Source organism: Acidithiobacillus sp. HP-2, assembly GCF_015100155.1.
GTDB lineage: Bacteria > Pseudomonadota > Gammaproteobacteria > Acidithiobacillales > Acidithiobacillaceae > Acidithiobacillus.
This window is the reverse complement of the sequence record NZ_JACKZA010000016.1, coordinates 14,610-28,631: the sequence shown is the minus strand read 5'-3', so window position 1 is coordinate 28,631 and position 14,022 is coordinate 14,610. Positions and strand designations below refer to the sequence as shown.

Annotated in this window: 12 protein-coding genes; all 12 read left to right on the top strand. The window is 53.3% G+C overall.

The features are described from left to right. The first annotated feature begins 27 nt into the window (after positions 1–27). The 12 genes from hpnI to gatB all read left to right on the top strand — a co-directional run bounded on the left by hpnI (position 28) and on the right by gatB (position 13,971). A complete protein-coding gene (hpnI, locus tag H7F11_RS12790) occupies positions 28–1,203 on the top strand; it encodes a bacteriohopanetetrol glucosamine biosynthesis glycosyltransferase HpnI (RefSeq protein ID WP_193651398.1) in 1,176 nt (391 codons plus the stop codon). Beyond that, on the top strand, positions 1,203–2,633 hold the full coding sequence (gene hpnJ, locus H7F11_RS12785; RefSeq protein WP_193651399.1) for a hopanoid biosynthesis associated radical SAM protein HpnJ: 1,431 nt from the start codon (positions 1,203–1,205) through the stop codon (positions 2,631–2,633). Before hpnI ends, hpnJ begins: the two co-directional genes overlap by 1 nt. A 1-nt stretch (position 2,634) precedes the next feature. Next, on the top strand, positions 2,635–3,510 hold the full coding sequence (hpnK, locus tag H7F11_RS12780) for a hopanoid biosynthesis-associated protein HpnK (protein ID WP_193651400.1): 876 nt from the start codon (positions 2,635–2,637) through the stop codon (positions 3,508–3,510). Next, positions 3,491–6,196, top strand: a complete 2,706-nt coding sequence (locus tag H7F11_RS12775) for an MMPL family transporter (RefSeq protein WP_193651401.1) — start codon at positions 3,491–3,493, stop codon at positions 6,194–6,196. The genes hpnK and H7F11_RS12775 overlap by 20 nt, the downstream gene beginning before the upstream one ends. Positions 6,197–6,199: 3 nt before the next feature. Next, a complete protein-coding gene (locus tag H7F11_RS12770; protein ID WP_193651402.1) occupies positions 6,200–7,213 on the top strand; it encodes a lysylphosphatidylglycerol synthase domain-containing protein in 1,014 nt (337 codons plus the stop codon). Further along, positions 7,210–8,052 carry a ferritin-like domain-containing protein gene (locus tag H7F11_RS12765; protein ID WP_193651403.1) on the top strand — a complete coding sequence of 281 codons (843 nt, stop codon included), beginning with the start codon at positions 7,210–7,212 and terminating at the stop codon, positions 8,050–8,052. The genes H7F11_RS12770 and H7F11_RS12765 overlap by 4 nt, the downstream gene beginning before the upstream one ends. Before the next feature lie 107 nt (positions 8,053–8,159). Then, positions 8,160–9,263 (top strand): adenosyl-hopene transferase HpnH, encoded by a 1,104-nt coding sequence (gene hpnH / locus H7F11_RS12760; protein ID WP_010636860.1) that lies wholly within the window; start codon positions 8,160–8,162, stop codon positions 9,261–9,263. Positions 9,264–9,303: 40 nt separating this feature from the next. Continuing rightward, positions 9,304–9,957, top strand: coding sequence for an ABC transporter substrate-binding protein (locus H7F11_RS12755; protein ID WP_193651404.1), 654 nt, complete (start codon positions 9,304–9,306; stop codon positions 9,955–9,957). Next, a complete protein-coding gene (locus H7F11_RS12750; protein ID WP_193651405.1) occupies positions 9,957–10,760 on the top strand; it encodes a VacJ family lipoprotein in 804 nt (267 codons plus the stop codon). The genes H7F11_RS12755 and H7F11_RS12750 overlap by 1 nt, the downstream gene beginning before the upstream one ends. 2 nt (positions 10,761–10,762) lie before the next feature. Beyond that, positions 10,763–11,050, top strand: a complete 288-nt coding sequence (gene gatC / locus H7F11_RS12745) for an Asp-tRNA(Asn)/Glu-tRNA(Gln) amidotransferase subunit GatC (RefSeq protein WP_193651406.1) — start codon at positions 10,763–10,765, stop codon at positions 11,048–11,050. Between the two features lie 12 nt (positions 11,051–11,062). After that, complete coding sequence (gene gatA / locus H7F11_RS12740) at positions 11,063–12,535, top strand: Asp-tRNA(Asn)/Glu-tRNA(Gln) amidotransferase subunit GatA (protein ID WP_193651407.1); 1,473 nt, start codon at positions 11,063–11,065, stop codon at positions 12,533–12,535. Positions 12,536–12,537: 2 nt separating this feature from the next. Beyond that, positions 12,538–13,971: an Asp-tRNA(Asn)/Glu-tRNA(Gln) amidotransferase subunit GatB gene (gatB, locus tag H7F11_RS12735; RefSeq protein WP_193651412.1), complete on the top strand. Its 1,434-nt coding sequence runs from the start codon at positions 12,538–12,540 to the stop codon at positions 13,969–13,971. Positions 13,972–14,022 lie beyond the last annotated feature (51 nt).

The following is a 14,022-nucleotide window of genomic DNA, read 5'->3' as shown; positions in this document are numbered from 1 at the left end:
AACTCACCGTTCAGGATATGACTGCTTATGAGTTTTGAGGAAGGGCTGTTGGGTCTGGCGTTTCTGCTGGCTCTGGCGGCTTTGGGTTATCAATTGCTGGCCATGTGGGTGCTGCATGTCTGGCAACCGGTCCTGACGAATACGGATGCCACTTTTTTACCCCATACCATTCAAGAGTTGCCCGCTCTCAGTCTGCTCAAGCCCCTGCATGGAGATGATGGCAGCCTCTATGCCTGCCTGCGTAGTTTTTGTCTGCAGGATTATCCCCGTTACGAAATGATCTGCGGTGTGCAGGACGCCGCTGATCCGGCAGTTGCTGTGGTCCAGCGCTTGCAACAGGAATTTCCTGCCCTGCCCCTGCGCTGGGTATTGAGCGACAACCTGTTGGGTTGTAACCCCAAGGTGAATAATCTTGCGGGTATTTTGGCGGCCTGCAATCACGATTTGCTGCTGATCAGCGATGCTGACATTGTGGTGGGGCCGCAGTATTTGCATCATCTGCTAACGCCGCTGATGGATTCTCAGACCGGTGTGCTGACCTGTTTATATCGCGGGCTTCCTGACCATCATTTCAGTTCCAGACTACTTGCCAGCCAAATCAACAGTCTTTTTCTGCCTTCTGTACGGGTCTCTGCGCGCATGGGCCCCAATATATTTTGTGGAGGGGCAACCATGGCCTTGCAGCGTTCTACGCTGGAGGCGATAGGCGGACTGGAAAGTCTGGCTGATCAACTGGCGGACGACTACTGTCTGGGAGCCCGTGCCCGGCGGCTGGGGAAGGCCACCGTACTGGCAGATTATGTGGTGGATACCCAGGTCCATGAGGCCAGTTTTCGGGCGTTTTACCAGCATGCCCTGCGCTGGTCGAGAACCACCCGCAGTGTTCAGCCTCTGGGCCACTTTTTTTCTTTTTTCAGTTATCCACTGCCGCTGCTTACGGTTTTGATGCCCTGGATGTTTTGGGGGGTTGGCTATTGGGGGATCATACCGCTGGGTATGGTTCTCTTGTTGCGCCTCGTGTACCATAGGCAAATTATGCACAAACTCGGTGCAACAGATTGTTTGGGTACGGCCCTGCTGGCAGATTTTCTAGGGCTGTGGATTTGGTTTCATGCTCTCTTTGCGCGGCGCGTTGCCTGGAGAGGGTCACAATATGCGGTCACCGCCGACGGGCGGCTGAACGGCCACGATGGAGTAACATAATGACGATGAAAACCCTTTTCCTGCAGGCGCCTTCCTTTGAAGGTTTTGACGGCGGTGCTGGTTCCCGTTACCAGGCCAAGCGGGAAATTCGTTCTTTCTGGTTTCCCACCTGGCTGGCCCAGCCCGCTGCAATGATCCCCGGCAGTCGCCTGCTGGACGCACCCCCCGCCGATGTGAGCGTGGAAGAAACGCTGGAAGTGGCTGCTGGATACGAGTTGTGCATCATCCATACCAGTACTCCTTCTTTTGCATCGGATGTGCGTATGGCAGAGTTGCTCAAGGAGCACTATCCGAAAATGATGATTGGTCTGGTCGGAGCCAAAGTGGCGGTAGAACCCGACGAGTCTTTGCGGGAAGCAGGGCATGCCGTCGATTTTGTGGCTCGGGAAGAATTTGATTTCACCCTCAAGGAAATTGCCGAAGGTCGGCCCCTGAGTGAAGTGGATGGCATCAATTATCGTGCGGAAGACGGCCAGCTAATTCATAACCCCGACCGGGCCATGATTGAAGATATGGACTCCCTGCCTTTTGTCTCTGAGGTCTACAAGCGGGATCTGCACATTGAGGATTATTTCATTGGCTACCTCAAGCATCCCTACATTTCTTTTTACACGGGACGGGGATGCCGGTCCCAGTGTACGTTCTGTCTTTGGCCGCAGACGGTGGGCGGACATCGTTATCGGACCCGCAGTGCGGCCAATGTGATTGAGGAAGTGCGTTACATCCAGAAAAACTTCCCGCAGGTGAAGGAAATTTTCTTTGACGACGATACGTTTACCGATGATCGCCCGCGTGCTGAGGAAATCGCCCGGGGTCTGGGCAAGCTGGGGGTGACCTGGTCCTGCAACGCCAAAGCCAATGTGCCTTACGAGACCCTCAAGGTACTGCGTGAAAACGGCCTGCGTCTGTTGCTGGTGGGTTATGAGTCGGGCGATCAGCAGATTCTCAATAATATCAAGAAAGGCATTAAAGTGGAGTCGGCCCGGAAGTTCACGGCGGACTGTCATAAGCTGGGTATTGTCATTCATGGTACTTTCATTCTTGGTCTGCCTGGTGAAACCAAGGAAACCATCCAGAAAACCATCGAATTTGCGAAGGAAATCAATCCTCACACTATTCAGGTTTCACTGGCGGCACCTTATCCCGGCACTTTTTTGTACAACCAGGCCAAGGAACAGGGTTGGTTGACCGAAGAAGATGAGGCCCACCTGGTCAATGATCGCGGTGTGCAGATCAGTCCCATGAGTTATCCGCACTTGAATCACACGGAAATTTTTGATTCAGTGGAAACCATGTACAAACGTTTCTACTTCCGCGCCGGAAAAATTGCGGAAATTACTGGTGAGATGCTTAAAAGTACCCAAATGATGAAGCGCCGTTTGCGGGAAGGCGTCGAGTTCGTGCGCTTCCTGCGGCAACGCCACGGCTGAAGTGGGGCAGGGACATACCCGGCGGCTGGTCGTTAACGCCGACGATTTCGGACTGGATCTCGCGGTTAATGAGGCGGTGGAATCAGCCTATCAGCAGGGTGTGCTGACCACCGCCAGTCTTATGGTGGGAGCCCCTGCGGCAGCTGATGCCATACGCCGTGCGAAGCGTTTGTCTGGACTGGGTGTCGGTTTGCACCTGACCCTGGTGGATGGAGCGCCGCTGTTGCCGGCGAAACAGGTGCCGGATCTGGTGGACGTTCAGGGTCGTTTTGCAGCGGATTTATGGTTGCGAGGTGCGCGTTATTTTTTTCTCCCCAAGGTGCGCAAGCAATTGGCGGCAGAAATTCGAGCGCAGTTTGCCGCCTTTGCAGACGCCGGTCTGGTGCTCGATCATGCCAACGCCCACAAACATCTGCATTTGCACCCTACGGTGTTAAGTCTGATGCTGGATATTGGAGAAGCATTTGGATTGCGGGCAGTGCGTCTCCCCTGGGAGTCACTGGCGGTGGCGCGATGTGGTGGTGCGCGTGGCTTTGCACCTGCCTTCTGGGCTTTTTTTTTGCGCCCTTGGTTGGCGAGCATGCGCCGGCAACTGGATAAGCGTGGACTGCTTTATAATGATTTGCTTTGCGGCCTGGATGCCACCGGACATATGACCGAGTCGCGCCTGCTGGATATGTTGAAGTGCCTGCCAGAGAAGGCTCTCGTGGAAATTTATTTTCATCCGGCGACCACCCAGAGTCCTTTACTGCAAATGCTCATGCCCGATTATGAGCCCCAGGCAGAATATGCCGCCCTGTTGAGTCCCAGGATTGGGGAGTATTTGCGTGATCACCAGATTGTGAGAGGTAGATTCAGTGATTTCACCGGCGGCTGAACGATTCCTGGAAAGTATCGGAAAATCCATTGCGTATTTTTTTGTGCAGGTGGTCGATTTTTCTGTACGACGGGCTCTTTGGGTGATGGGATTGGTGCTGATTGCTACCTTGCTGGCCCTGTTTTATGCGATCACACATTTTGCAGTAGATACCAATACCAGCCATGCCCTGTCTCGCGATCTGCCCTTTCAGAAACGTGAACTGGCTTATCACAAGGAGTTTTCCCAGGATCAAAACACTATTGTGGTGGTACTGCAGGGGAAAAATCCCCAGAGCACCGATGCGGCAGTCACCCGTCTGGAGACCTGGCTGCGCGCTCGTCCGAAGATGTTTCACAGTGTCTATGTGCCGGGAGGCGGAAGCTTTTTTGCGCGGAATGGTCTGCTCTATTTGTCTCCGGAAAAAGTAAAGGATTTTGCCGATCGCATTACCAATGCCCAGCCCCTGATTGCCCGCTTGTCCGCAGATCCCAGTCTTGGTGGCTTAAGTGATTTGTTGAGTATGGCCATCCGCCAAAGACTGAGTAATGGTGTGCAGTTGCCGGGCATGGCGGCCATATTCTCGGCGTTGAATGAGGCAGTGAAAGCCCGCCTGGAAGGTAAGCCGTACCAGCTTTCCTGGAGTGAAATGATGGGCGGGGATCTGGCCAAGCTGGGTCCTGCCCAGCGTTTCGTCATTATTCAGCCCGCCATGAATTATCATTCCTTACAGCCTGCCGAGGTTGCCATCCGGACCTTGCAGGCAGGTTTGCAGAGTTTGCAGTTAAATGCCGCCCACGGCATCAGTGTCGGCGTAACCGGAGGGGCCGTGCTGGATGCGGAGCAACTCCAGACCGTCAGTCATGGTGCTGGTGAATCCCTGGCGCTGACTCTGGGGCTGGAAATTATCCTACTCAGCATTGCCCTGCGCTCGGTGAAATTGGTGAGTGGTGTACTGATCGGGCTGGTATCGGGCATTATCCTGACGACGGCCTGGGCTTTGTTTTTCGTCGGCCCCTTTAATCTTATATCTGTGGCTTTTGCTATTTTGTTTATTGGACTGGGTGTGGATTTCGGCATTCAATTCTGTCTGCGCTATCGCGAGGAATTGTTCAACGGTGCGGTACATCGGGTAGCGATGCATCGGGTGACCCAGGGTATGGGAACGGCGCTAGGTTTGGCCGCTGTGGCGGCGGCACTGAGTTTTTACGCCTTTGTGCCTACCAGTTATGCCGGGATTGTGGATCTTGGGCTGATTTCCGGGACCAGCATGCTCATTGCGCTGCTGTTGACCCTGACTTTTTTGCCTGCTTATTTGACCTTGTGGCCCATTGCCGTAAACGGGCAACATCGGGCCATCAATTATCCACACTTTACGATGGTGCCTACCCTGGCAAAACATCCGATCCATCGTTATGCCCACTGGATTCTGGGCTTGGTGACCATACTCGCCGTTGCGGCCATTCCCCTGGCTTTGCGGACAACTTTTGACTTTAATCCACTACACATGATTGATAGTCATGCCGAGGGCGTGAAAGTCTTTGAAAAGCTTTTGGCAAATCCCGATACCGCTCCCTACCGGATGGAAGTACTCACGCCCAATATTGCCGCTGCTCAGACCGTGGCCCGGCGCGTCGAGCAGTTGCCGACGGTGGCACGGGCATTAACTGTGGAAAGTTATATTCCCAAGGAGCAATCCAAAAAACTGGCTATTTTGCAGAATCTGCAGATTCTGGTGCCGCCTTTTTCACTGATGATGCCGACAGCATTGACTCCACCTGCTGCAGATACACGTAAGAAGCTGGATGAACTGGTCAAGGATCTGCGTGCTCTGGCCGTCAAGGATGGTCAGACCTCTGCAGATGGTAAAATAACTGGACAGTTGGCCGGTCATCTTCAGACATTTTTACAGAAGCAGGGAAAGCAGCCCGCCGCCATGAATGCTTTACAGAATAGTGTGATGGGCACCCTGCCGGGGGAATTGAAACAGCTGGGCATGGCTATGTCTGCCGGGCCGGTCAATTTGCAAACCCTGCCAGCAGCGCTCAAAGATCGCTATGTCAGCGCATCGGGTCAGGCGCGCGTAGAGATTTTCCCCAAGGCCAATCTGAGCAGTAACCAGGCCATGTACCAGTTTGTTCAGAGTGTGCTCAAGGTCGAGCCCAAGGCGGTTGGAACCCCGGTGATGCTGGTGCAGGGTGGAGAGGCTGTTCTCGGTGCCTTTCAGGAGGCTACCTACATTGCGCTGGCGAGTATCAGTCTGTTGTTGCTTTTAGCCTTGCGCCGTTATCGGGATGTGCTGCTGATCATGATTCCCTTGCTGCTGGCGGCACTGTTTACGGTCGCTGCCATGAGCCTGCTGGGTTTGAGTTTCAATCTGGGTAATATCATTGTCCTGCCGCTCTTGATTGGTCTGGGTGTGGCATTTGCCATCTATATAGTGGTGCGCTGGCGCAATGGCGTGGATGTGGCGCATTTGCTGGGCACTTCAACGCCAATGGCGGTATTTTTCAGCGGTCTGACCACTCTCAGTGCTTTCGGTAGTATGGCCGTATCCCGTGATCCGGGCATGGCGAGTCTTGGCGAGGCGCTGAGCCTGGCATTGGCCATTGTACTTTTGTGTATATTGATTATTTTGCCGACCCTGATGCTGCTGTTTACGTCTTCTCCCCGCGAAGAGGGAATCGCACAGGATGAAGGCAGCTAAGCCTTGAAACAGAAAATGCTCATTCTGCTCGCTGGATTACTGGGTCTGTTCCTGGGTGTTTATCTGGTGCTAGATGCCGGTTTTGTCGAAATTATGGCGCTACTCGCCGTAGCGGGCTGGGGGTTGCTCTGGTTGCTGCCTTTTCATTTGCTGCCGCTGGCTCTGGATACCTTAAGCTGGAAGTGGCTGTTACGTGGCAAGGCGCGTGCCTCCTTTGGGCTTTTGTTGTGGCTGGCCATGATTCGCGAATCGGTGAATGGTTTATTGCCGGTGGCACGGATAGGCGGTGAACTGCTGGGAATCCGAATGCTCAGTCAATATGGTGTCTCGCCCTATGTGGCCGGTGCCAGTGTCATGGTCGAGATCACTTTGACTCTGGTGAGTCAGTTTTTGTTTGCTTTGCTGGGAGTTGTGGTGTTGCTGTTCGCGGTCAGCGATCATCTTCTGGTTTTCGAAGTTCTGGGTTTCCTTTTCCTGTCGATCCCGGTGCTGGTCATTTTTTTCTGGCTGCAAAAACACAAAGGCTTGTTCTCGCTGGTGCAGAACATCAGTAAGCGAATGCTGGGTGGTTATGATCTTTTGGGGATTATCGGCGATCCGCATCTTCTGGACACGGAAATCCAGAGTTTTTACGACAAGGGACGCGCTTTGTTAGTGGCCAATTTTTGGCAATTAGCCGGGCTTTTTGCGGGCACTCTTGAGGTCGTTTTTACTTTTTGGCTGCTGCACCATCCGGTACCTTTCTGGGCGGCCTTGCTCCTCGAAAGTCTGGGACAAGCTTTGCGTAGTGTGGCATTTGTGGTGCCGGCAGGCATTGGTATTCAGGAGGGCGGTTTTATGCTGTTCGGAACGGTGGTCGGCATTGGTCCGGACCTTGCCCTGGCTTATGCTTTGGCCAGACGGCTGCGTGAACTTTTTCTGGGCGTCCCGGTCCTCTTGTCATGGGCTGCATCAGAAAGTCATTATATGCGTCGAAGGTGGTTACAGGTTGCAACCGGGAAAGAGGGGGTTTTATGACGGCAATGGCCATAGATCTGGGTTCTGAGCAGCATCGGGATTTGTTTTGCCAGTTCATGCACGATACCCATGTACATTTTGATCCTGCAAATATGCCTTGGCCGGAACTGGATGCTGCCACGGAACAACGGGTCAAATCCTTGCCTTTCTGGGGTGAGGCGGTAGCGACGGAGAGTGTCACCGCGCGGATGGTTCAGAGTATGGCGGCACGGGAAACCGATCCCGTAGTGCGTGCCGCTGTGGCTCTGGATGGTCAGGAAGAACAGAGACATTCGGATTTGCTCCAGGCGTTGGTGAAACATTATAATATTCAGATACCTCCCTCTCCGCCGCCGCCGCCCTTGCGGGATCCTTACTGGGAGTTTCTATTTACGGGTTATGGCGAATGTCTGGATTCCTATTTTGCTTTTGGACTGTTTGCTGCAGCCAAAAACTCGGGATTTTTCCCACCTGAGCTGGTAAAGATATTTGAGCCGGTCATGCAGGAAGAAGCGCGACACATCATTTTTTTTATCAACTGGTTAAAGTGGCACCGTCGGCGCCTGCCTTTCTGGAAAAAAATTGTTCTGGAGTATCACCGTATCCAGGTCATCAGCATGCAGGCCTGGGCGCGGATTCAAACGGCAAGGGGCCTGAATGATCATCAGGAGGAAAATTTTACCATGACCGGCCATGAACAGGTGAGTAGCGACATTAGCCTGACACAGTTGCTCGCATTATGTCGGACGGAAAACGAGAGACGCTTTGCTGCTTATGATGCCCGTTTGCTGCGTCCGAAATTGGCACCGCGTATTGCCAATATACTGTTTTTCTTTCTGTCCCGGGGTAAATGCGCCTGATTATTTGCTGCGCTTGTCCTGCATACGCTTTGGTATGTTATACTTGAGCGATTAAGGTTGTTATTTGTTCACAGGCTGTTTAGCCACCAGGTGGGGGTGTTGATACTATGGGTGTTCCTTTAATTCAGAGCTACAAGGTGGGTCGCTACATTGTTTCGCAAAAACTGCGGGGGCGTAAGCGTTATCCTTTGGTCCTGATGCTGGAGCCGTTGTTTCGTTGTAATCTGGCCTGCGCGGGTTGCGGGAAAATCGATTACCCCGATGATGTGCTGGATAAACGCCTGTCGGTGGAAGAGTGCATTGGCGCAGCGGAAGAATGTGGTGCGCCCATCATTTCTATTGCCGGCGGTGAGCCACTGATTCACAAGGATATGCCGGAAGTGGTGAAGGGTTTGGTGGAACGCAAGCGCTTCGTTTATTTATGCACCAATGCACTCCTGCTGAAAAAGCGTATGGATGATTATACGCCTTCTCCTTATCTGACATTTTCTGTCCATCTGGATGGCAATGAACACCGCCATGATGATTCTGTCTGTCAACCGGGGACCTACAAGCGGGCGGCTTTGGCTATTCAGGAGGCGGTTGAAAAAGGCTTCCGGGTGACCGTGAATTGTACCCTCTTTCAGGGTGAAGGGGCGGAAGAAGTAGCCAATTTCCTGGATGACTGCAAGGCCTTGGGTGTAGAGGGTGTGACTATCTCTCCCGGCTTCAACTATGAGCGGGCCCCCCAGCAGGAAGTATTTATTCAAAGGCGCGCATCCCGGCAGTTGTTCAGGGATATTTTCCGTATTGGTAAGGAACGCAAGGCGAAATGGACGTTCAATCAGTCCAGTCTGTTTCTGGACTTTTTGGCGGGCAACCAGAATTATCAATGCACGCCCTGGGGAAACCCCACCCGCAACATTTTTGGCTGGCAGAAGCCCTGCTACCTGTTAGTGAGTGAAGGCTACGCCCAGACTTACAAGGAAATGATGGAAACGACCCCTTGGGATCAGTACGGCGTCGGGGTTAACCGCAAGTGCGATCAGTGTCAGGTCCATTCGGGTTTTGAGCCGACAGCGGTCAATGACACGTTTGCGCACCCCCTGCGGGCGCTTAAAGTAGCCTTGCGTGGGCCGCGTACGGAAGGCCCTATGGCCCCGGATATGCCAACCATTCCCCCTTCACAGGGATCCGACCATCCGGTTTTCCCTTTACGGGTTGAACGTTAATAAGCGATTGATCGTCCAAACAGGCTAACAGGGAGATTTTATGCTTATGAGAAGTGCCGTGCTGCTTTCGGCGGCAGTGGCTTTGTCCATGTCGCCAATGATATCAGCCTCAGCAGCTGTCGCCGCGCCGGCTTCGGCAGCTGCGCAAGCCAAGGTGCTGACGCCAAAAGCGACTATTGATACGCTCGATGCAGTCTTATTGAAAGCCATGCAGGGTGGCAGCAAAATGGGTTACCAGGGCCGTTATGCTGTCGTGTCTCCTGTGGTGCGTAAGGTCTATGATTTTGACCGAATTGCCAGTCTGACCCTGGGCAACCACTGGTCCAAACTGACCCCCGCGCAACAAAAAGAATTTGTAGGTGTGTTGGCGGACTATACTGCAGCCACTTATGCGGCCCGTTTTGATAACTATGAAGGGGAGCATTTTGCGGTCGTCAACAGTGAAACCATGCAGCCCGGAACTGAGGGCGTATTCAGCACGCTGACCATGCGCAATGGTAAAGTCCATCATTTTGATTACCTGCTCCAGCAACAGGATGGACAGTGGCGTATTGTGAATGTGGTTGCAGACGGGGTCAGTGATTTGTCCCTGAAACGTTCTGAATATGACGAAACCATAAAAAGTAAGGGTTTCCCGGCGCTGATTGCGCATTTAAAAGCGCAAATCGCTCAGTACGCGAGCGGGAGAAATTGATGGCTCGTTGGCGTCGGCTGTTTGGTGGGATTTTTGCCAGTTCCGTGCTGGCGCTATCGGGCTGCGCTACGGTGGATGGTCCCGGGCCTGACATATCTGGATCCGCTCGGCCGCCTTTGCAAACCTTCAATCATGCCATGTTCCATGTGAATATGGGACTTTATGATTATGTGCTTGAGCCGGTGTCTACGGGTTACAATGCGGTGACTCCGGGTTTTGTCCGCGAGGGCGTCAGTAACGTGTTTTCCAACGTGGGCATGCCTTACATTTTTATAAACGATTTTTTGCAAGGTCGGGTACAACAGGGTATGGAGGATATGAGCCGTTTCCTGGTCAACTCCACATTCGGTGTGGGTGGTTTGATTGATGTGGCAGACAAGCTGGATTTACCCATGCACGACAATAGTCTGGGGGTGACGCTTGGGGTGTGGGGCGTGCCACAGGGACCCTATCTGGTATTACCCTTTTATGGACCCAGTTCGTTGCGGAGTTTGCCGGGCCTCGCCATGGTCATCTTTACCGGCCCCGCATATTATATTACCAGTACCCCCGCCCAATATGCCTTGAGTGGCATGGGCGTGATTAATACGGGCTATGTGGATGGTCCGAAAATCCGCATGGTTCAGGAGGCAGTGGATCCCTATCAGTTTATGCGCAACGCCTGGGAACAGCATGAACAGTATTTGATCAGTGGCGGGGTGGTGAGTAAAAGCCAGTTACTTGAAGGTCTGTCTTTACCTCCGCCTGCTGGAACAACTCCAGCCGGCAATGAATCCAGCGCCAACACGAAAGGAAAACATTAAATATGGCTTTTGATCAGGATGCAGTGCGCCGTACGGCTCATTTGGCCCGTCTGGCCCTACCTCAGGAAGAAGTGCCCGCAGTGGCCAGTCAACTGGAAAAAATCATGTCACTCGTTGAGGAGTTGAGTGCCATACCTACAGAGGGGATTTTACCCATGGCCCATCCTCTGGATCTGGAACAGCCACTGCGCCAGGATCAGGTTTCCAATCATGATGAACGCCAACGCCTGATGGCCAGTGCTCCGGCCACCGAGCACGGGCTTTTTCTCGTCCCCAAAGTCATCGAATAACAGGAGCAGCATTTGGACCTCCACGATTTTTCCCTGCGGCAACTCCGCGAGGGTCTGCAAAAACGGGATTTCTCTGCTCAAGAGCTGACGAAAAACCTGCTCAAGCGTATCCATACCTTAAACCCGGAACTGAACGCTTTTGTAACAGTGACTGAGGCTGCTGCCCTGGAATCTGCTGCGCGGGCCGATGACCGTTTGGCGAAAGGCGAAAGCGGAACGCTGCTGGGTTTGCCCATGGCCCATAAGGATATTTTTTGTACGGCAGGTGTACCGACCACCTGCGGGTCGAAAATGCTGAAAAACTTTGTCGCACCTTATAGTGCCACTGTCGTGGAGCGACTGGCCGCAGAAGGCATGGTGATGCTGGGTAAGCTCAACATGGATGAATTTGCCATGGGCTCTTCCAACGAGACCAGCTATTTTGGGCCTGTCCGCAATCCCTGGAATACGAAAATGGTGCCGGGAGGTTCTTCCGGTGGCTCGGCAGCGGCGGTAGCAGCGGGTTTAGTGCCGGTGGCGACGGGGACAGATACCGGCGGCTCCATTCGCCAACCGGCTGCCCTTTGCGGTATTACCGGGATTAAACCTACTTACGGAAGGGTTTCCCGTTATGGCATGATTGCTTTTGCTTCGAGTCTTGATCAGGGGGGGGCGATGGCGCGTTCCGCCGAGGATTGTGCCTTGCTACTCAATGTCATGGTGGCCCATGATCCTCGGGATTCCACCAGCCACCCGGCGGCTGCCAGTGATTTACTGCGGGGTTTGGATCGTCCTCTGCAGGGATTGCGCGTAGGTGTGCCGGAAGAATTTTTTGGCGAGGGACTGGATCCGGAAGTGGCTGCCGCCGTGCAGGCGGGGATAGATCAGTTGGCCAAACAAGGCGCATCCATTCAGTCCATTCGCTTGCCGAATAACCCCCATGCGGTCAGTACCTATTACGTCCTGGCACCGGCTGAGGCTTCCAGCAATCTGTCGCGTTTTGACGGGGTGCGCTACACCCATCGCAGCAGTGCAGGTGAAAGCCTGGATGATTTGTATCTGCAGAGCCGTTATGAAGGCTTTGGTGCGGAAGTGCGGCGCCGCATTCTGGTCGGTACTTATGTGCTTTCTGCGGGTTATTACGATGCCTACTATCTCAAGGCCCAGCAGGTGCGTAGTCTGATTCGTGAGGATTTCCGCCGTGCTTTTGCCGAGGTGGATGTGATTGTCGGCCCTACGACTCCAGAACCTGCCTTTGCGCTGGGTGCCAAAAACGCCGATCCAGTTTCCATGTATCTGGCCGATATTTATACGATTGCCGTGAATCTGGCCGGGATTCCGGCCCTCAGCCTGCCCTGTGGGTTCACCGGATCCGGCCTGCCCATTGGCATGCAGTTGATGGGAGATTATTTTGCAGACGATTTATTGTTGAATGTGGCGCATCGATATCAACAGGAAACTGACTGGCATCTGGCACGGCCAAACTTGAAGGCAGGGGAGGCATGAGTATGGACTGGGAAGTGGTTATCGGTCTGGAGGTTCATGCTCAACTCAACACCGCTACGAAAATATTCTGCGGCTGCCCGACTGCTTTTGGTGCAGAACCCAATAGTCATACCTGTCCGGTTTGCCTGGCCATGCCTGGAGCATTACCGGTTTTGAATGGCGCAGCCGTCGATAAGGCCATTGCTTTGGGTCTGGCGATTGGTGCCGAACTGAATCGGCATAGTGTGTTTGCGCGAAAAAATTACTTTTATCCGGATTTGCCCAAGGGCTATCAGATCAGCCAGTACGAGTTGCCTGTTGTCGGCAAGGGGCAGTTGACGGTACAGATGGCGGATGGTTCCGAGAAAGTCATCGGCGTCACCCGTGCACATCTGGAGGAGGACGCGGGTAAATCCCTGCATGAGGCTTTTGTCGGGCAGACAGGTATTGATTTGAATCGCGCCGGAACGCCATTGCTGGAAATTGTTTCTGAACCGGATATGCGTTCGTCTGCAGAAGCGGTGGCTTACTTGAAGAAACTGCATGCGCTGGTGCGCTATCTGGAAATTTGTGACGGAAATATGCAGGAAGGTTCGTTCCGTTGTGATGCCAACGTTTCCCTGCGTCGTCCTGGAGCCCCTTTTGGTACCCGGGCGGAAATCAAGAATCTGAATTCTTTCCGGTTTCTGGAAAAAGCCATTGAATATGAAATTCTGCGACAGAAGGATATTCTGGAGAGCGGTGGCAGCATTGTTCAGGAAACGCGCCTGTATGATGCCAACCGGGATGAAACCCGCTCGATGCGCAGCAAGGAAGAAGCCAACGATTATCGTTATTTCCCGGATCCTGATTTGTTGCCTCTGGTTCTCGATGATACTCGCATCGAAGAAGTCCGCCAGAGCCTGCCTGAACTGCCGGATGCCAAGCGTGAACGTTTCATGCAGGCCTATCATCTCTCGGCCTATGATGCCGGTGTGTTGACTGCCGGGCGCGATCTTGCCGACTACTACGAGAGTGTGGCGGATGGCGTGGAAGGGAAGCTGGCGGCCAACTGGGTCATGGGTGATTTGCTCGGAGCTTTGAATAAAGCAGGGGTCGAAATTCAGGATTGCCCGGTGTCTGCCGAAAAATTACGCCTGTTGGTGCAGCGTATTGAAGATAAAACGATTTCCGGAAAAATTGCCAAGGAAATTTTTGAAGAAATTTTTCACCAGGGTGGTGAAATTGATGCCATTATTGACAGTCGTGGCCTGCGTCAGATTACCGATGCGTCAGCCATTGCCGCTATGGTAGATGAAATTATTGCTGCCAATCCCCAGCAGGTTGCGGGTTTCCGGGCGGGTAAGGATAAGCTTCTGGGCTTTTTTGTCGGCCAGGTGATGAAAGCCAGTCAGGGGAAAGCCAATCCTGATCAGGTAAATACCCTGTTGCTGGAACGACTCCAGAAGCCGGAATGAAATTTTGAAGTGTTGTTTTGCGGGTGGGTAATGCCCGTTCATTCAAAAGGG